The organism is Paenibacillus sp. FSL W8-0426, assembly GCF_037969725.1.
Taxonomy (GTDB): domain Bacteria; phylum Bacillota; class Bacilli; order Paenibacillales; family Paenibacillaceae; genus Paenibacillus; species Paenibacillus hubeiensis.
Genome location: NZ_CP150203.1, coordinates 1,745,123 through 1,763,709, shown reverse-complemented (window position 1 = coordinate 1,763,709; position 18,587 = coordinate 1,745,123). Strand labels below are relative to the sequence as shown.

Sequence of the window (18,587 nt, the reverse complement as noted above, 5' to 3'; positions counted from 1 at the left end):
ATGCAGAACGACGTAAACTACAGGAGGCACCGCATCATGTCCCTAACCTATGAGGAACGCAAACATACGATTCTTACCCGGCTGGCCATCGAAGGCAAGGTTCAGGTGCAAACGCTGGCTCAGCTGTTCCAGGTCTCGACCGAGACGATTCGGCGGGATCTGGACCGGCTGGAGAAGGAAGGCGAGCTGCGCAAAGTATACGGAGGCGCCGTCCGCGTTCGCGCCGGCATGAATGAAGCCCCCTTCCAGAAACGATCACAGCTGCAATCGGCCGAGAAACAGGCCATCGGCCGCGCGGCGGCCGCATTGATCGAGGATGGCGAGACCGTCCTCTTGGACAACGGGACGACCACGCTGGAGATCATGCGCGAGCTGAGAGCCCGTTCCCAGGTCACCGTCATCACCAACTCCGTCCCGATCCTGAACTGCGCGCTGGAACAATTCGCAGGCAAAATCATTTTTGCTGGAGGAGACATCCAGCCTGCCGTTCAGGCCTCCACCGGCCCGATCGCGCATGAGCTTCTGAACCAGTTCAAGGTCAACAAGGCGTTCATCTCCGCGGGCGGCATATCGCTAACGGACGGCATCACCGACTATTTGCTGGAGGAAGCCCGAATATCCCGCACGATGATGGAGCGGGCCGAGGAAACGATTTTGGTGGCGGACCATACGAAATTCGGGCGCTCGACCTTTGCGCGCATTGCGCCACTGGAAAGTATTTCGATGGTGGTTACGGACAAATGCTGCCCGGCCGATTGGCTGCAGGCGCTGCAACAGCTCGAAATCGATGTCGTGCGGAGCGATTGAACGTGCAAAACCAGCCCTTGACAATTGACCTGCACCCCCATTTGTTAGACAGGACTAACAATGGAGGCGCAGTTCATGCAGGGCTGGTTTTCTTCTCGTGATCATTTTGAAGGAGTGCTTGCGAACAGCGCATCCGCCCCTTACCGGGTTCCGTTGTGCCACGCATCATTGAGCGAAGAATCGCCGTCTCCTGCCGGATCTCCCGTAAACGGGTTATTGCGCTACGGGGCGGATATCGGGCAACAGCGGCGGCGTCATTCCGTCGCCCAGATAATAATCGGTCAGCAGCGACTGCATGTATCCTTTGACCGCGAGACCGTTACGGTATGCGGGATTATGAGGCAGCGTGTACAGACGGACGTCCGACGGGATGGTCGTTGTATATAATCTCAATTCCAGGTTGTCACTGGCTTCGAACAGAATTTCTTCGCGCCAGTCGCCCAGTAAATCGCCGTACAGCACGGGGGCGTTCCTCGAATTAACGCGCACGCCCTCTGCCGTGAACAGATTGGCCGTCTCTTCCGATTCCCAATTCCATTTCTCCACAACGTTTTTGTCGAGCAATTCGCTCAATACGTCTCCGTCCCACCATATGCGGAAATTGGTGGAAGGCTGAACCGCACTGATGACTTCGCCGTCTACATTGTAAATGCTGCCCGAGCTTGACCATGACTCAAGCCCTTTATACCGGGGATCGATGTCCGCAACCGTGCCGCGTGCCACGTCCTGGGGCACTTCGCCCGTGCGGATCAGCTCCCCGGTAGCCGCATCGGCATAAAACCAGGGGAACTGGTTGACGTTGCCGTTCTCCGCCTGCTGTATCCCGTACTGCTCCAGTCCCGGACGGTCCGGATCGATGTCCGTGATATGGAACCGATCGCCGTGCACGACGCCGGGCAGGCTGTACAACGTATTTCCGTCATCATCCAGCGCCCAGCCGCCGAAGGAAATTTCGTCCCGACCGTCTTCGTCCAGATCCAGTATGCGGATTTGATGAAAAAACTCCCCGTCTGCCCCGGCATGTCTCCATCGCTCGGTCAGCGCGCCGTCCCTGTAATCATAGGCTGACGTTACGTACTGGAACACGCGGCTGGCGGCACGATTTTTCAGTGCAGTCACCAGGCTCGGATGCACGCCGTCCAAATAAGCGATGCCGAAATGCCCGCTCAGCGGACCGTCTGCGGCGTAGTCATTCACGATCGTCGTCCGGGCAGCCTCTGTTCCACTGAGACCGTCCACGACCGACACGTATTGTTCACGCTGCGGCGTGGCCGGTATGACATTCCCGTCCGCGAACGCAACGCCTTCATACGTGCGCAGCAGCACCTCCGCTTTGCCGTTGCCGTCCAGGTCGAAGACGGTGACATTGTCGTTATCGCGCCAACCGCCCAGGCCCGGAACACTGAACTCGCTAACGGATGCGGGCGGAGCGTTATACGTATCGATCGCGGTGACGCTGTAAGGCCCCAGATCGATGCGCCAGAGAAACCCTTCGGTCAGACTGTACGCTTCGACATATTTGTTGCCCCCATTGACCGGGATGCGGGTCACCACGAATTCATACTCCCCATCTCCGTCCAGATCGCCAGGCCAGCCATGCTGCACGAAATAGTCGGACGGATTGGAGGTCATCGGCTCGAGCGGAATGCTGAAGAAGCTGCGAACCTCCGGTTGCGCAGCGATAACCGTCTCCTCGCTAATATCCTGCAGCTGTCCATTCACAACGGATTTCACCACGTAACCGTGGCTCTGCGTAACGTCTACTCCCGTGTCCGTAAAATTCGTGCCTTGGGCAAGCGGCGCGTCATTCAGCTTCACTTCTTCCGAGCCCCTTCTGCGGTAAATGTCAAATGTGGTTTGCTGCGATTCGGTACCGAGCAAACGCCAGCTCAGGTAAACTTTTCCCTCTCCCAAATAAACGGCGGTCAACCCTCGCCCGAGCTGTTCCACCAAACGGGGCGCAGACGTTGTTTCCGCATGGGCATATGGCTCCCATCCCAAGCTTCCTGCCAACGGGTACGCGCCAATGACGCCGCTGAGCAGCAGCATCAACATCCGTTTGCTTCCGCGGGCCGTTCTGCGCCCCTTGTCTGTTTTGCCTGCTGCATGCACTGTGCTCGGCCCGTTTTCTCCGCCTGGGCTGTTCTTCGCTTCTTCCCTCTTCGCCGTTTTCCACATCTTCATCGCAAACTCGCCTCCATCGTGATTAATCTTTGGTATAAAAAAAGAGGCAAAGTCCGACTTCCGCCCTGCCCGCATCGAATTTCGTCCTGCAAGCATTCTGGCAGCCAACGGCTTTGCCTCCGGTTACCCGGTCAACAGAGTAATTCATGTGAAGCGACACGCGCATCCACGCCTAAAGGTCCAATACAAGGTGTAACCACGGGCACGTCCGTCGCAGGCAATCTACCTCAACGGTTTCAGTCTGCCGCGATCGTAGAAAAACGGCCCTTTGGCCCAGCTGACCGCGAGATGCATCAACAGTTCGGTCTTCAGCTGCTCCCTGATCCGCGCGTGCTCTTCGCGCTCATACAGGTTGTCCCACTCATTGGGGTCTGTGAGCAAGTGATACAGCTCTCCTTTGGTTTCATGAACCCGGGAAGCTGCCTGCGCGACGGAGCCTTCGATATACAAAATGAGCTTCCATTCCCCTGTCCGCCACATATACGCGGGTGCCGAATGAGGCGCGGTTACGCCTTTGCCGTGGAACTCGCAAAACGTGCCGCGATGCCGCAGCCCGCCCAGCAAATCGACGCCGGGAAGCATCGGGTTCGGTTCAAGCCCGGCTGCCTCCATGAGCGTCGGCACCACATCGACCAGTTCTGCGGGTTTGGCGTCGACGGTTCCGCGGTTCCGCTCGGGTATGTAGGATCCGGAAAGGATGAGCGGCACTCTGACGCTGCTGTCGTACAGGTTGTATTTGGTAAACCGGTATTGCCGTTCGCCCAGCATCTCGCCATGGTCCGACAGAAAAACGACCAGGGTGTCCCGTCGTCTGCCAAGCCGCTCCAGCTTCTCCAGGGCACGCCCGAAATAATGGTCCAGCCAGGAACAGTTCGCCCAATATCTCAGCGTGGTCCGTTTGCGTTCTTCCGGACTGCGCTGCTCCCACACCTGCCTTTTGTCCAGATACGATTGCCGGCTGTGCGGATTTAATTCATCGGATGCGGACAGATGCGTGTCCGGCTCGTCCAGCCAGGGCGGCTGCGCGATGTCGGGGATATCCTCCAGCCGGTACAGATCCTCAAATGCTTTCGGCACATTGAAGCCGGCATGCGGTTTGAGAAACGACAAGTAAAAAAATAACGGACGATCCGGATCCACGCCGTCTTCCAAAAATTGCAGCGCCTGCTCCGCAACCCATCCGTCCCGGTGTTGATGCATCTCAAGTTGGCTCGTCATCCCGGTATAACCGTTCGCGTTTTCTTCGCCGCCGCCGAAATCCTTCGTCTCCCGATGGTACGCCTCCAGATCCTCGGCATGGGTGTCTCCCATCATGGTCGCTCCCTGTTCGTAATGGCCGCTTGTGCGCGCCAATCCGACGGCCCGCACTTCAAATCCGCGGGTAGACGGTTCTTCCACGCCTTCGGCATGGTTCCAGTGCGTTTTCCCAAAGCCGGCGGTCTGATACCCTGCACGGCGCATCAGCTCCGGCAGCGGTTCCGACGGCAGCCTGTCTTCTTCGAACAGCCCGCCGTAGTTCGTCCGCACGCCAAGCTGCGAAGGGTAATACCCGAACATCATCGAGCTGCGGCTCGGCACGCACATGGGCGCCTGGCACACGGCCTCCTGAAAAGTAATGCCTTCGGCGGCAATCCGGTCGATATTCGGGGTGCGTATATATTCGTTATACTGACCGATGCAATCCCATCGCTGCTGGTCGGTCATGAGAAAAATAATGTCCGGCTGATTATGCGATTCCTGTGACACGTCGCCTCTCACGCTCCTTTGGCTTTTTTAGACGGAACGGTCATCCCGAGCATGCACGTCCTGCCTTTGAAGGTCCTGTCGATACCGGTTCGGTGTCGTGCCCTCGCTTTTCTTGAACAAACGATTGAAATAACTCGGCTGATAACCGACCTGTTCCGCAATTTCGCTGATTTTGACGTCGGTCGTCCTCAACAACTCCTTGGCCCGCTCCAAACGGACGGCTGTGAGATAGTCGACGAAATTTTGCCCGAATGCCTGTTTGAACGCCCGGCTGAGCGTATAGGCATGGATTCCGTGAGCATCGGCCAGTTCGTCCAGGGACAGCGCTTCGGCATACTGCGTTTCGGCATGTTCCTTCATGTGATGGACCGCCATCTGTACCTGCTTCTCCTCCCGCCCGGTGAATTCCTCCACGCAAATGCGAATGATCCGCTCCCTGAACCACACGCATGTCTCCTCCAGATCATGAAGCTCCATCACTTCTTCATAGAGCCCCAACCCGAACAGCCGCACGGGATCTTCACCCAATTGCGCAAGCGCATGCTGGATATGGGCAAGCAGCTGGTACATGGCCTGGCGAACCTGCTCCCCGGGCGATGCGGAAGCGGCATAACGATTCGCAAAATCGCGAAATCGATCCATTGCTTCCTGCTCGCTTCCGTTTCGCAATGCGGCAAGGATATCCTGCTCCAGCTCCAGCGGATAGAACGCCCGATCCATACCGGCTTCTTCGGCATTCTCGGCCATGTCGGTGAGCGGAGAAGCGGAAGAAAATCGCCTTTTTCTCAGCACTGTGCGCGCCTCTTGAACAAGCTTTGGAAGATGGGTCGCATCGGCGCATGCTTGACTGACGGCCACCGTGACCCGCACGCCCCATTCCGCCTGAACGGCATCGATCCATTGCTGCCCGATCCGGCACACTTCTTCCCTGAATCGGGATATGCCGATGCCTGATTCCCCATGCGGCGGAACGGCCAGCAGCAGCGCGATGGACAGATCGTGATAGTTGATCGTCTCGGAGAGACAAGGCAATTCGCCGGCCCGTTGCGTCAGCATGTCGGCGGCCATGATGCCGATCCACTCCGGAGATTCCTTGCCAAACGGATTTCCGTTTTTCTGCAGCAGGGTGACCGGGCGGATATGGCACAGCATGACGATAAAGTGTTCATCCTGCACGGCCCATCCCAGCTCAGCCAGCCTGGCCCGCCATTCGCGGTCCGAAGAGGAATGAAGCTGCCCAAGCGTGAGCTGCTGGAGCAAATTGTTCCGCGCCAGCGGAAGCTGTTCTTCAAACCGTTGCTGCAATGATTCGCGCTCCCTTTTCACGCCAAGCCAGTGCTGTTCGATATGTTTCATTTCATCCATTCGTGACGCTGACCTGCGCTTTCCCGACAGCATGTCGTTGCCCCGCATGCTTTCTTGGCGCCCACGTTCTATGCCGGCAGGCTCTATGCCCGTAAACAGTCGCAGCAAACGTTGCAAAGGTTGATACAACCGGAGCGAGCCGATCCAGGATAACGCGAGCGCCAGCAGCAGCCCTGCTCCGCTGACCGCCAAAATCAATCTCGGCACACTCACGATCGGCGCCACGATCTCGTTCAGGGGAGAGGCCGAAACGTAAATCCAGTCGTGGCCCAACCTGCGAAAATCGCCGGAAAGCACGGAATACGTCGTTCCTTCATATTCCATCAGGAAGGAGTTCGGACTTCCGCTGTCTGCCAGCCGATTCCGCTCAAGGCCGACGGCCGCTTGCAAGGCCGATACCTCCCGATCCTGCGGAAACAATGGCGTTCCGTCTGCATTCAGCAGAAACGTGGTGCCGCCAGCGTAGGGGGACAACGTACCCAACATGCTTTCGAGCTGCCCCGCGTCCACGGTCAGGATCAATGCTCCGATCGTGTCCCCGGCGCCGGCAGGCAGGCGATTGACCAGCATCGGCGATGCGCCGTCTGCAGAGCGTGTCCAGTATGCGCCTTGGGCACGCCTGAGCAATCCTTCATAACTGCTGATCTCCGCAGGCGCTGTCAGGAAATCGTACCGTTCGGAATTCATCATGACCGCTCTCGGTTCTTTCAGATACAACTGCACGTCGTCGATCAACGGATTCGAGTGGCGGATCATGAGCAGCAGACGGTACAACTCGTGTACCTGCTTGTATTTGTAGATAAAATCCAGCTCTTTCAGCCGATGGTCGAACACCGGGTCGAACGCCCATTGCGAAAAGTTCAATTCAAGCGTATCCAGCTGCTCTCCGACCCAGAGGGCCCGCTGCTCCAATTGTTTCGCGTGCGCCTCCTGCAATATGCTTTCCATGCGCACGTTGATCCAGATATACAGCAGCCCGCCGGTAACGATACCCGGAATGCACGCGATCATCAGCATCGTCAGCAGGCTGCGCCTGAAATACCGCCCTCCCGGAAGCCCTCGGGCCATACGCTTGATGAACATGTTGATCCCTCCTCCCTTGCATAAATATGGCGTTGATACCCACCCACACCATGCGTGTGCCAACCTATCCCTTCACGGAACCGATCAATGCTCCTTTGGCAAAATGTTTTTGCAGGAACGGATACACCGCCAGCACGGGCAAGATGGCCACGATGATCGCCGCCATCTTCAGCATTTCGGTCGGAGGCGTCTCCACCTGCTGCCCCGGCGTGACCAGATCGATATGGGACGCGCCGAGAAGCATGTTCTGCAGAAGCACCTGAATGGGCCATTTGGCCGAATCGTTCAAATAGAGCAGTGCCGTGAAAAATTGGTTCCAGAAGCCGACCGTGAAGAACAGACCAAAGGCCGCCAGGGCCGGCAGGGATAAAGGCAGCACGATGGTCACCCATGTGCGAATGGCGCTGCAGCCGTCGATGGCTGCCGCCTCGCCGATTTCCTCAGGCAGGCTGTCGAAAAAGTTTTTCATCAATAACACCGTCCATCCGTTGGCCAGCGCGGGCAAAATCAGCGACCAAATGTTATTGATCAGCCCCAGCTCGCGTACGAGCAAATAATTCGGGATCATGCCCGGGCTGAACAGGATCGTCAGCACGATGAGCAGCATGATCGTCCGCCGGAAGCGGAATCTGCGCTGGGACAGCGCATACGCGAGCGATGAGGATACGACAAGGCTGAGCGCCGTGCCCACGGTCGCGAGAAAGGCGCTGTTGCCCAGCGACCGGGCAAAGGCCGGCGTGGACAGCAGGTATTCATAAGCCTCGGTGGACCAACGCTCCGGGAACAGCACGATTTTTTTCTGCAAATATTCCCCCGGGTCCGTCAACGAAACGACGAGCACATAGTACAGCGGGAAAAACATGGCGGCGGCAAGCACTCCAAGCCCGATGGCATTAAGCCACCCGCCGATCCGTTCACTTCTTTTTACGTGCAGCACGCCCTGCAACCTCCTCCATATGATGCAGCTTTCTTTCAGAAAGCTTTTCAAGTGACCGCTTCGCTTCTTCAGATTGGTTCTGCCTCTCCGTTAACGTGTGTATGTTTTTGCGGTTTATTTAAGTCCTTGCAGCTCTTAGCAGATCAGTATACGCCTTCATGCCCAAGACGTTTGACGATGCGGTTGGAAATCACGACAAGCACAAGGCCAACCATGGATTTGAACAGCCCGACCGCCGTACTGTAGCTGAAATCCCCCTGCTCGATACCCATCCGATACACATACGTATCGAACACTTCGGCCACTTGGGACACCGCGCCGTTATACATCAGGAAAATTTGCTCGAACCCCACTTCCATGATGTCTCCCAGCCGCAGAATAAACAGCACGATGATCACGCCTCGGATGGCGGGCAGCGTAATATGCCAGATCTGGCGCAGTCTTCCCGCCCCGTCCATTCTCGCCGCCTCGTATAATTGGGTATCCACGCCGGCCATCGCGGCAAGAAACACGATCGTTCCCCATCCCGCTTCCTTCCACATCGCCTGCAGGGTTACCATGATCCAGAAGGAATCCGGGTTCGTCAGCAGATCGAAGCGCGGCCAGCCCCACAGGGCAAACAATTCATTGACGATCCCTGTCCCTTTGGCGAACAGCAGCAGTGTCAGTCCCGCAATAATGACCCATGACAGGAAATGCGGCATATAGATGACCGTTTGAATCAGCCGTTTGTACACTGTGCTTCGCAGCTCGTTCAGACAGAGCGAGATCAGGATCGGGAACGGGAAGAACAGCAGCAGGTTCAGCAAGCTGATGGCCAGCGTGTTGCGGAACAATAACAGGAAATCCGGATTGCTGAAAAAATGCGAGAAGTGCTGCAAGCCTACCCATTCGCTGCCTTGAAGCCCACGAAAGGGCGAATAGTCAAAAAAAGCGATCACGATGCCCCACATCGGCATGTATTTGAAGACAAGGAAGAATGCCAGGCCAGGCAGAGCCAGCAGGTATAACGATCGGTCGCGTTTGAGCGCGGACAAGAGACTCGCGCCGCTTTTCCTTGTCTTGATTCGGTTTCGCTTCTTCCCGAACGCGCCCATGCGCTGCTCATGCAAACTCATGCTCCGCACCTCCTTCCTTGGCATGCATCATTATTGGCCATTCCGTTTCTTGTACGCCTCGGTCATCTCGTCCGTCATGGCCTGCACGTTCGGGTCGCTGCGCAGCGATTCCACAAATGCATCCCATGCCTCGATCGGTTCGCGGCCCAGAATGATTTTCGCCTTCAAATCCTGGATTTTTTTGTTCAGTTCAGGCAGAATCTTCTGCCCGGTCTCGGACTGCAATCCTGCCGTCAAGTCGGCCACGCTCGTTTGGTCACGTTCCTCTTCCACTTTTTTGAACAATTCGTTGGCCTGCGTCTCTTCTTCCGTCTCCGCCGTCGTATCCCACGGCAAGTCGATGATATTTACGATATGGTTGAAGTCCGAAGCGTTGTCCGCCGTCAGTTTTTCGCTGTTCGCCACCTTTTTGCCGTCCACGACCGTATGATGCACGCCTTCGATGCCGTAATGCTGAATTTCGAACACTTCAGGGTTCATCCACGTATCGACCAGCTGCAAAATGCGCTTCATCTTCTCTTCCGGCACGCTGGAAGGAATGGCCAGAATGCCGTTGTACCCCGCACCTTTCGGGTTATACCCGTTCAGGTTGGTAAGCGGATAGAAATCCGTATATTTGAAATCGGGGTCCACCTTTTTCAGATCGTCGGCGTAGATTTTGCGCATGGTGCCCGTTTTGTCCACGATGATTCCCGCCTGGTTGCGCTTGAACAGCTCTCTTGCTTGCGTCAGCTTGAGCGATAACAGGTCTTCCGGCATCATGCCGTTTGCATACGCCTTGGTCAGATACTGCAGGGACTCCCTGACTTCGGGAAGAAGCTCCCTATATACCAGCTTTCCTTGAGCCTCGTCCCACTTCCAATTGCCGTTAATGCCAAGGAACGAGCTCTCGATAGCACCGAGCACCGGCCCCAGATTGCCGCCCCAACCCAGATCGTCCGGACTGACGTAGGCAGCCAGCGCCGTGGTATCCTTTTTCCCGTTGCCGTCCGGGTCCTGCTCCACAAACGCCTGCATCACTTCAAACAGCTCATCCGTCGTTTCCGGTACCTTGAGATTCAGTTTATCGAGCCAGTCCTTGCGGATGATGAAAAACGAATCCCCCGTCACCGGCCTTGGCCGCGGTATGCCGTAATTGCTGCCGTCTGCCGCTTTGGTCGTTTCCCAGGCAATGTCCGGAATGCGTTTGCTCAGGTTTGGATAATCCTGAATGTAAGGCGTGATATCCCAGAAGGCGCCCTGCTTGACCATTTTCGTAAACGTGCTGCCAAAAGGATCGTTGATCATGATCAAATCGGGAATATCCCCGGAAGCGAGCGTCAGATTCAATTTGTCGGTGTAGATATTGTTGGATACCCATTGAATGGTCATTTTGGAGTTGGTGGCCTTCTCGATTTCCCGTTTGATCACATTGTCGTCCGCGGCCGGCACGGCACTCGGCGTAATCGTCATGATGCTGAGTTCGAGCGGATCGTTCGAAGGGACTGTACCGCCTTGGGTTTGCGCCTCTTCCTTGGTTCCGGTGCCGCATGCGCTCAGCACCACCGTCATCACCAACACCACCGAGATGATCCAAGCCAGGTTGCGATTATTGCGGTTATTGCGTTTGACCGCCGGCGTCTTCGCCGGTGGTTGTTCATTCCTTTTTTTCTCCATGTGCAGCATCGGTTTCGTCCTCCCTTAGCCTTTTAAACCTATCTAATTAATCGGATTAAGGCTTGAAAAATGGGCTTTGATTTTCGGGCTCGGCAAGCCTTTCCCGTATCGATCAAAGCTTTCACACACTATAACGAATGCTCGAATTTCCTGCAATTGCACTTTTTTGCAAGCAGGGAAGACCGCCATGGCACAGGGATTCAAGCCCTTCCGTGCTCTCTGATCAGATCTTCGTCCCAGATCTGGACCTCGATGTATCGTTCCGGACCCTGGTCACCATTTCGGTTCCAATCCTGAGGCCAGCCGTAGGTATGAACCACGTCCAAGATTTCAGCTTTGGTATATATTTTCTTCCGGTAAGGCATGCCGTCTTCGTAGCGCATGGTCGGAAAGAGATCGCCATATGTAAAACTTACCGCATCGGCCCGCAATTGCTCCCAGCCAATCTTGATCCGATCCGGCTCCGCGTACCAGGATTCCAGCCAATCGCATGCTCCCAGCGTCAGATAATGGGGATACGGGTTCATCGGCCGACCGCCCTTGGCGATAAACAGCTCTCGCGCTCTCCGCTCAAGCTTGCGCCGAACAACCATGTAATCCGCGGATCGCCGACTCGCGAAATTGCGCCCTTCCTCGCGCAGCCCGGCAGTGACCGTTTCCGCCTCGCGTTCGCTCAGGCTCGACAGATTGCGGAACGGACCGAACCGCTTGTCATAATAATGATAGGCACTTGGATGATTCATGTTATATGAGCCTCCGTTGGCATCGATTTTGTCAATGATAGTGCTAGTGTACATGAGTCGAACCTTCTTGGGAACCATTTTATGGAATACGTCAGCATAAATGGTTCGTCCCCTTCCGGTTCATGTCGGAGCAAGTTGGGCCAGTGAATTCCGCACCATGAAGCTTTAGCATGCAAAAGGCGTCCCTTATCCGCTCAAAAACGGACAGGAACGCCTTTTCGACCACAAGCCACATTCTATTCAAAAAAAACAGCTTATCGCCCGACATTCATAAATTCATTTTCGAAGGCTGACCGAATCAGCCGACGATGCCGGAACGTTCAATGCTTTCCACGAAATAACGCTGCACGAACAAATAGAGGATGATCAGCGGCGCAATGGCCAGCAATATGCCCGTATCCACGATCATCGCCACGTAGTTCGGATCTGCCTTCATGCCCGAGCTCGAACCGAATCCCATCAGCTGTGGAATCCATTGGTTCGCCTGCGCAGGCAGCGACGCCACCTTCAGCGAGATGAGCGGACTTTCGCTCATGAACAGGGACGAGTAGAACGTATCGTTGTACTGCCACACGAACGAAAACAGGATCACCGTGATCAGCGGCGACACCGCGTTCGGCAGCATGATGCGCGCAAACGTCCGGAACCCGCCCGCACCGTCGATCAGCGCCGCCTCCTCGATCTCTTTCGGCATGCCTTTGAAGAACTGGCGGAAAATATAAATGAACAGCCCTGCTTTCAATCCGCCTGCGGTGGCTGCCGTAATCACCGACGGCCAGTACGTATTCAGCAGGTTAACGCCTTCTTTCCCGGTAAACAGGCCGATGATGCCCAAAATGTCAAAGCTGCGGAAATGCAAATACATCGGCACCATCAGCGTGCTCGTCGGCACGAGGATGGTCAGGATGACGAGCACGAACAGCACGCTGCTGCCCGGAAACGAAAATCGGGCGAACCCGTATCCCGCCAGCGCGCAGGATATGGCCGTCAACAGCGTCGTAATCGCGACGAACAGAAGCGTGTTCGCCAGCAAAGGCCAGTAGTTCATCACCTGGGCGGCCAGTTTGATATTTTCCAGCGTGAAATGCTGCGGAATCATGTAGATGGTGGGATTATAGATGTCCTGCTTATCCTTGAACGCCACCGAAATTTTAAGAAACAACGGGTACAGGATGATAAAAGATATCCCGATGACCAGCGCATACCTGAAGATGGAATAGAGCAGATCCGACGTTTGGTTGCGGACCCTCTGCATGCGATAGTTCGGCTTCGGGACAACCACCATGCGATCTGTGCCAGGCACGGCCATAGTCTGATGCCTCCTTCTGCATTAACCGTCAATTGTAATGAACGCGGCGGGACAGCACCCAGCCGACAACGACCAGCACCAGGCCGATCACCAGCGTATAAAGCCAGGACATGGCGGAGCTGAGTCCGAAATTTTGCGTTTTGAAGGCCGTCTGGTAAATCATTTCCGTCACCGGACTGCCTGCGAACGAATCGATGATCGTATAAATGACGTTCGTCAGAATCAGCGGGCTTACCATCGGAAACGTGATTTTCCAAAACGATTCGTAGCCGGTCGCGCCTTCCATCTTGGCCACCTCGTACATCGAGCCAGGCACGGATTGCAGCGCCGCCAGGAAAATCAGAATCTGTACCCCGGAGCTGCTGATGATGTCGTAGATGCGCATGATGGCTTCCACGATGTAGTCCACGTACGCGGCAGGCAAGCCGACGTCGGCCAGCATGCGCACGATGGAAACGACGTTGAAGGCCGTGCCGCCGCCGGCGGACGCCTCGACCGCATTTGCATCGCCCATCAGGTTGATGAGACCGGCGGATTCTGCGGCCGCAACCGCGCTGGAGGCCAGAATGACGGGCAGGAAAAAGATCGCCCGCGCCGCCGTCCTGCCTTTGAACTTCTGGTTCAGCAGCGTGGCGGTGAACAGGCTGAAAAACAGGATCATCGGCACGTTCAGCAGCATGGCCCCTACCGAATCGAGCAGAACGCGGTTGAAGCTGGCGTCGACCAGCAGCGCGTTTTTGAAATTTTCAAGCCCGAGGAATTCCAGTTCGTATCCGCCCGGGGCAACCGACAAACGGCTGAGGCTGAAGCGGATGGATTGCAGCAGGGGCGTGGCGAACAGGAAAATGAAGCCGATCAGCCACGGGGACACAAAGGCTAACCCGAGAAACGCCCTTCGCGTTTTGAGCGACATGCGAACGGTTTTCATCCTTCCACCCCTTCCCTCAGCACATAATCCTCTGCCTCAATCTTGATGCCGCCGATCGTCACCGGACTCGCCGTGTAATTGATCAGCAGCTCGGTTCCATTGCCGTATTCCACGCGGACGACCCCGTCCTGAAGACGTTCATGCGCCACCATCGGGCGGTTCCGCACTTTCCCGAGCACACTGTCGGCCTCCCGGTACAGTTCGATCGCTTCGTCAAGCCAGTACGTATACTCGGTTGCATAGGCGGAATCGTAATTCGTCGTTTTCAATCGCGAAGCAGGCTCATAGGTCCACTCGAAATAAGGCGCCGCCCCCAGCTCCAGGCTGTGCAGCAGCTGCTTCCGCAAACGTTGGTCCCCCGTCGTGTTCATGGGCGATGCGGCATAATCCACATATCCGTGAATGACCATTTGGTAAAAAGGAACCTCTTCGTCCGCGATATTAAACCGGCTGGAGCCGGACGGCACATCGACGATATGTTCCGCATACGGCCAAGCGTATGCGTTCGCGGACGTCAGCATCAGCGCCGGATAAGCCTGATGCAGCCGCTCCAGCTGCTGCTTGACGATGTTTTTGGCCGTCTCGCGGTGAATGACGCGGCTGTCGCGATAATCGGCGCTTAACACCTGCCCCAGATCGCGCAGCGACAACGCGCCGAGCTCCAGACCGGAGGTTTTGCCTGCAAAGGTGTCCACCACATGCGGCAATTTCGCGGCCGACAACAAATAATAGCTGTCCTTAGTCAAGTCCATCCGGTTCAGGGCCGGATTGTACGGATACAGCTCCGCCGTTTCTTTGGTCACGAACCGGGCCGCATCCGAAGCCGGGGCAAAACCCGGATCGTTATGGTAAATCTGCTGAAAAGCCACGTCAGGGTACAGTCCGCCCCCCGAATCCTTCAATTCGGCCGACAGGCTTCGCAGCTCGGAACGGCTGCCTACCTCGCCGTCCAGTTTGACGGCGGTTGGCGTACGGTGACTGATTCCCCCGCCGAACCATCCTTGAAATCGCATCTGCACCTCGTTCACGCCGCCTTCCCGCAGCTTGGCCGCCATTTCGGAAGCCTGCCCGTAAGTGGTCATGGCCATGAGAGAGCGATATGGGACGCCAAGGAACGAAGCGCGTTTATCCACCGCGCCGAGCACGTTGACATAGAACGGCAATCCACCCTCTTCCCCGATCGGCTTCAACTGCCCCCGTTCCACGAGCTGCTGCTGGTACAGGCGCGCCATGCCGGAATAATTTGCGTCAGACCCGTTCAGGAACGTGTATCTGACCTGAATGTCTCCCTTATACGGCTCCTCGCTCAGCAGCTGGATTTCCTGCATATTCTGGGACGTATACATTTCCAGCTCATCCTCCCCGCGGAGGAAGAATGTGCCGTAGACGTGATTGTAGCTGTTTTGACGGCCGCCGATATCCGCGGCGATGCCGGCGATGGCATCCCCTTTTTCGATGACCGCAAACCAGGCATGCTCCCCGCTCTTCAGGCCAAATACCGGCATATGCGCGGACTCGCTCACTTGGGGACGTGCATAAGAGTTGTCATTCGGGTCCGCCCCGTAGACCCGCTGCACGTATTGCTCTTCTTTTACCTTGCCGTTGTTCAGGTGGATGAGGCTGCCCGAGCCGTCGGGAACGAACATGTAACCTTTCTCGTCCGCTCCGGCCGCGCCGAAGTAGGCCAGCAAATCGATATTGCGGATGCGGTATGGCCCGTTCTCCTTCACCTGGCCAAGCGGAACGGTCACGACCAGCGAGCCTTGGTCCAACCGGTATTCTACGGGAATGACGAAGCTTGGTTTGTCGGACGCGCCGCCGCCCTCGATGCCATTTTCCTGATTGTCGTAAGCCAGATCCTCCTCGGTATACCCGGCCTTCCCGAACGCATCAAGCATCTTGCTCAGCACGAGCGGCTTCGATACCTGTCCGTCCAGGCGTTCCAGCACATCGGGATTGTCCTTGGTCGGGTAATAGCGGGCGGAAACGTATTTCGCCGCCGACGCCTCCAGCTTCGACAATACCTTTTCTTCCAGACGCTGCTTGCCGATTAGCCGGGGCAAGGCATCGATGCCGAGCGAAGTATCGCCGAGCGTGTATGTGACGCGTATTCCCTGCTCCAGATTGGCCGCCGCAAACTGCTTGTTGCCGATGCTGGCGCTGAAGTTCGGGAAGGTTTCCATCGTGCCGATGGCATCGCGAAAAGAAACGGCCAATTGGGAGGACAGCATTTCTTTCTCGTAGCCGGACGCCAATCCATCCTGTTCCCTGTTCGCCGGGTTGCTGTACCAGACATGGCCGCTTTGCCCGTCGCGCACGGCAATTTCAGTCGTTTCCTCGTTGTAATAGAGGCCCAGTCCGCCTTCCTCCGCCACCAGCCGCATGCCGGGAACGCCCACGGACGTATCATCGATGTATCGCAGGTTCTCTGCGGGTACCTCCGCTTCCTCCCCTGCCAACGGCGATGCCTCGACGTATGCCGTCGCATCAATCGCCGGAATGCCCTTGTTGTTCATGTACAGCAGCCCGGCTGCAAGCACGATGACAGCCGCTCCGCCGGCCAGCACCGTATATAATCGCTGCCTCTTGATCACGGATGCCGCCTCCTTTAGGTGCGAAAAATCAACTCTCGGTAAATGTTGTAGCCGAACTCGTACAGCTGCTGCAGCATGCTGAACACAAGCGCGCCCAGAAATACGATGATGCCCATCACGATGACCGTCAGCAGCATCGTCACGAGCGTTTTGAGTACAGTGTACTGGTGAACGGTCATCATGCCGATAAACAGCAGCATCGCAAACCATAGAAAAGCGATGTTGGTAAACAAATAATAGAACACCGTCTCCTCTGCCACCATGAAGTTGCTGATGACAATCAACGGAACATTGATGAGGACAATGGGAATCAGCGAGTAACCCGTAACCAGAAAAATTTCCCTGAACTTGCCTTCCCCCTCCATCAACGTTGTGATCGACCAATTGGCGATGCACCACAGGAAAACAGGTACGGCAATCGTCAAAATCTCGCGCAGGCTGTTGATGGTACGAGGATCGGTATAATTGACGAGAAAACCGGCATACTGCTTCTGCAAAATCATGACCACGATCGTCAGCGCAAGCGCCCCGAAAGCAAAGGCCAGCCTGCCCCGGTTATCCGACTTCATGTCCCAGAACGCATCGATGGGGTGAAAAATGAGATGCATCGGAAACTTAATATAGTCCTGTTTCACGGTCCGCCCCCCTTCCCCGTCTCCATTTGAGCGCCAGCCGAGCGGCAACCACGGCCGCGACCAACGCGATGACCGCGGTCAGAAACGTTCCGAAATGCTCCTTCATCATCTCCCGCCGATATCGCTTGTACGCTACCGAGTAGCTCTTGCGGTCCATGCCCAGTTCGAAATAGCCAAGGGCTTCCTTGTTTTTCTTTTCCATGAGAAGCGATTTGCCGATGCCGATATACGCGATGTCGTAGTTGGCATTCAGCTGCAGCACTTCCTTCCAGATGTTTACCGCTTTCGTATCTTCGCCTTGGTAATGCAAGACGACCGCTTCATTCACTTTGGAACCGAAGCGGGTCGGTTCGTACACGGCCAGATTCGCCTTGCCCCGATCGAGCACCAGCGAATACGGACCCGATTGTTCGATGGCTACGGGGGTCTTGAGCGTGCCGACCTGATTTCCTTTTCCTCCGTACACATAAAGCAAATGGCCTTCGTCGTCGTAGGTGAACACCCGGTTCTGCGTCGCGTCGAGCACGCTGTACATGCCATTCCCCAGCACTTTGACATCGATGAGCTTGGAAGGCCCGACGCTGTTGCGGTAGGCGACGTCACCCTTAACGTCGAAATAGCCAAAGCGTTTGAGCACGTCCTCGCCGGACGGATTCAGACGTTTGATCGGCTCGTTTGAGCCAGGATCGATGTTCGTTGCATAAACGAACCCTTTAGGATCGATGTCCACATTCGAAAATTCGGTCGGCACGAACAGCACCATCTGCGCGCGCTGCGCCTTGGTCGAAAACATGCGCCAGATGTACTCGCGGTAATCGCGTTCCACCTTGTTCGTGCCCACGTACCCGATGAATGCGCCGTGTTCATCAAATTGCATAATGCCTTCGTACACGCCCTGAGCCACGACGTAGACCCGTCCCACATGGTCAACCGTCAGCTTTTGGGGCTGGAATTGGAAGTTGGTTGCCAAAATGTCGGACTCCGGTTTTGCGATCATGTTCAGCAGGCCGCCTTCTTCATCCAGCACGACCACGCGCCCGTTGCCCGTATCCGCAACATAGATGCGCTCCTGCTGATCCACGAACAAACCGCCCGGAACGTTGAAGCTCTCCTTACTGCCATTTTGCATGAAGCCGTCGATGACCCGGAGCAGCTTCAGCTCGTTGTCCAGCACCACGATCCGGCTGTTGCCGCTGTCCAAAATGTAAGTTTTCCCGGCAGAAGAGACGTTCACGTCGCCGGGGTCCTTGAATTCGCCGATGCCGAGGTCGCTGCCCGAAATGGTCCGCAAGGGCAAATAAGCATCCGGCGAAGGTACCGCTTCTTCCCAATAGTTATAATTGTAGCTCTCGTACGGTGCCGAAGAGGCTGCCGCGGATGCCGGATCCGCAAGCACAACGATTATTGCGGCCAAAAAGGGCATGACCGCGGATTGCCAGAAACGATGGCTTGAAAGCCGTTTATTTACGCTGCGTGCCATAT

The 18,587-nt window shown here is 56.2% G+C and carries 13 protein-coding genes; 1 reads left to right on the top strand and 12 read right to left on the bottom strand.

The window, feature by feature from the left end; translation table 11 throughout:
- The first annotated feature begins 36 nt into the window (after positions 1-36).
- On the top strand, positions 37-807 hold the full coding sequence (locus MKY59_RS08085) for a DeoR/GlpR family DNA-binding transcription regulator (RefSeq protein WP_339277023.1): 771 nt from the start codon (positions 37-39) through the stop codon (positions 805-807).
- Between the two features lie 213 nt (positions 808-1,020).
- Here the strand turns inward: MKY59_RS08085 and MKY59_RS08080 are convergent, their stop codons facing one another.
- From MKY59_RS08080 to MKY59_RS08025, 12 genes are all read right to left on the bottom strand, one after another.
- Positions 1,021-2,991, bottom strand: a complete 1,971-nt coding sequence (locus MKY59_RS08080) for a hypothetical protein (RefSeq protein WP_339277022.1) — start codon at positions 2,989-2,991, stop codon at positions 1,021-1,023.
- A gap of 222 nt (positions 2,992-3,213) precedes the next feature.
- A complete protein-coding gene (locus MKY59_RS08075) occupies positions 3,214-4,737 on the bottom strand; it encodes a sulfatase-like hydrolase/transferase (RefSeq protein WP_339277020.1) in 1,524 nt (507 codons plus the stop codon).
- Between the two features lie 27 nt (positions 4,738-4,764).
- Positions 4,765-7,185, bottom strand: coding sequence for an AraC family transcriptional regulator (locus tag MKY59_RS08070; protein ID WP_339277018.1), 2,421 nt, complete (start codon positions 7,183-7,185; stop codon positions 4,765-4,767).
- A gap of 64 nt (positions 7,186-7,249) precedes the next feature.
- A complete protein-coding gene (locus tag MKY59_RS08065; protein WP_339278353.1) occupies positions 7,250-8,119 on the bottom strand; it encodes a carbohydrate ABC transporter permease in 870 nt (289 codons plus the stop codon).
- Between the two features lie 146 nt (positions 8,120-8,265).
- A complete protein-coding gene (locus MKY59_RS08060; RefSeq protein ID WP_236416076.1) occupies positions 8,266-9,240 on the bottom strand; it encodes an ABC transporter permease subunit in 975 nt (324 codons plus the stop codon).
- A 30-nt stretch (positions 9,241-9,270) separates the two neighbouring features.
- Positions 9,271-10,905 (bottom strand): extracellular solute-binding protein, encoded by a 1,635-nt coding sequence (locus MKY59_RS08055; RefSeq protein ID WP_339277016.1) that lies wholly within the window; start codon positions 10,903-10,905, stop codon positions 9,271-9,273.
- A 191-nt stretch (positions 10,906-11,096) separates the two neighbouring features.
- Positions 11,097-11,639 (bottom strand): hypothetical protein, encoded by a 543-nt coding sequence (locus MKY59_RS08050; RefSeq protein ID WP_339277015.1) that lies wholly within the window; start codon positions 11,637-11,639, stop codon positions 11,097-11,099.
- Between the two features lie 298 nt (positions 11,640-11,937).
- On the bottom strand, positions 11,938-12,948 hold the full coding sequence (locus tag MKY59_RS08045) for a carbohydrate ABC transporter permease (protein WP_236416080.1): 1,011 nt from the start codon (positions 12,946-12,948) through the stop codon (positions 11,938-11,940).
- A 28-nt stretch (positions 12,949-12,976) separates the two neighbouring features.
- The gene (locus tag MKY59_RS08040; protein ID WP_236416082.1) at positions 12,977-13,876 is read right to left on the bottom strand and encodes a sugar ABC transporter permease; all 900 of its coding nucleotides are present in this window, start codon (positions 13,874-13,876) and stop codon (positions 12,977-12,979) included.
- A complete protein-coding gene (locus MKY59_RS08035) occupies positions 13,873-16,470 on the bottom strand; it encodes a DUF5696 domain-containing protein (RefSeq protein WP_339277013.1) in 2,598 nt (865 codons plus the stop codon). The genes MKY59_RS08040 and MKY59_RS08035 overlap by 4 nt, the downstream gene beginning before the upstream one ends.
- 14 nt (positions 16,471-16,484) lie before the next feature.
- The gene (locus MKY59_RS08030; RefSeq protein ID WP_339277012.1) at positions 16,485-17,105 is read right to left on the bottom strand and encodes a Yip1 family protein; all 621 of its coding nucleotides are present in this window, start codon (positions 17,103-17,105) and stop codon (positions 16,485-16,487) included.
- Positions 17,086-18,585 (bottom strand): gluconolactonase, encoded by a 1,500-nt coding sequence (locus MKY59_RS08025; protein ID WP_236416088.1) that lies wholly within the window; start codon positions 18,583-18,585, stop codon positions 17,086-17,088. The genes MKY59_RS08030 and MKY59_RS08025 overlap by 20 nt, the downstream gene beginning before the upstream one ends.
- Positions 18,586-18,587: the final 2 nt, after the last annotated feature.

Excerpts from the sequence above, each read along its gene's own strand:
- MKY59_RS08085 (WP_339277023.1), top strand. The coding sequence starts at position 37 with ATGTCCCTAACCTATGAGGAACGCAAACATACGATTCTTACCCGGCTG.
- MKY59_RS08080 (WP_339277022.1), bottom strand. The coding sequence starts at position 2,991 with ATGAAGATGTGGAAAACGGCGAAGAGGGAAGAAGCGAAGAACAGCCCA.
- MKY59_RS08070 (WP_339277018.1), bottom strand. The coding sequence starts at position 7,185 with ATGTTCATCAAGCGTATGGCCCGAGGGCTTCCGGGAGGGCGGTATTTC.
- MKY59_RS08060 (WP_236416076.1), bottom strand. The coding sequence starts at position 9,240 with ATGAGTTTGCATGAGCAGCGCATGGGCGCGTTCGGGAAGAAGCGAAAC.
- MKY59_RS08055 (WP_339277016.1), bottom strand. The coding sequence starts at position 10,905 with ATGCTGCACATGGAGAAAAAAAGGAATGAACAACCACCGGCGAAGACG.
- MKY59_RS08050 (WP_339277015.1), bottom strand. The coding sequence starts at position 11,639 with ATGAATCATCCAAGTGCCTATCATTATTATGACAAGCGGTTCGGTCCG.
- MKY59_RS08045 (WP_236416080.1), bottom strand. The coding sequence starts at position 12,948 with ATGGCCGTGCCTGGCACAGATCGCATGGTGGTTGTCCCGAAGCCGAAC.
- MKY59_RS08040 (WP_236416082.1), bottom strand. The coding sequence starts at position 13,876 with ATGAAAACCGTTCGCATGTCGCTCAAAACGCGAAGGGCGTTTCTCGGG.
- MKY59_RS08025 (WP_236416088.1), bottom strand. The coding sequence starts at position 18,585 with ATGGCACGCAGCGTAAATAAACGGCTTTCAAGCCATCGTTTCTGGCAA.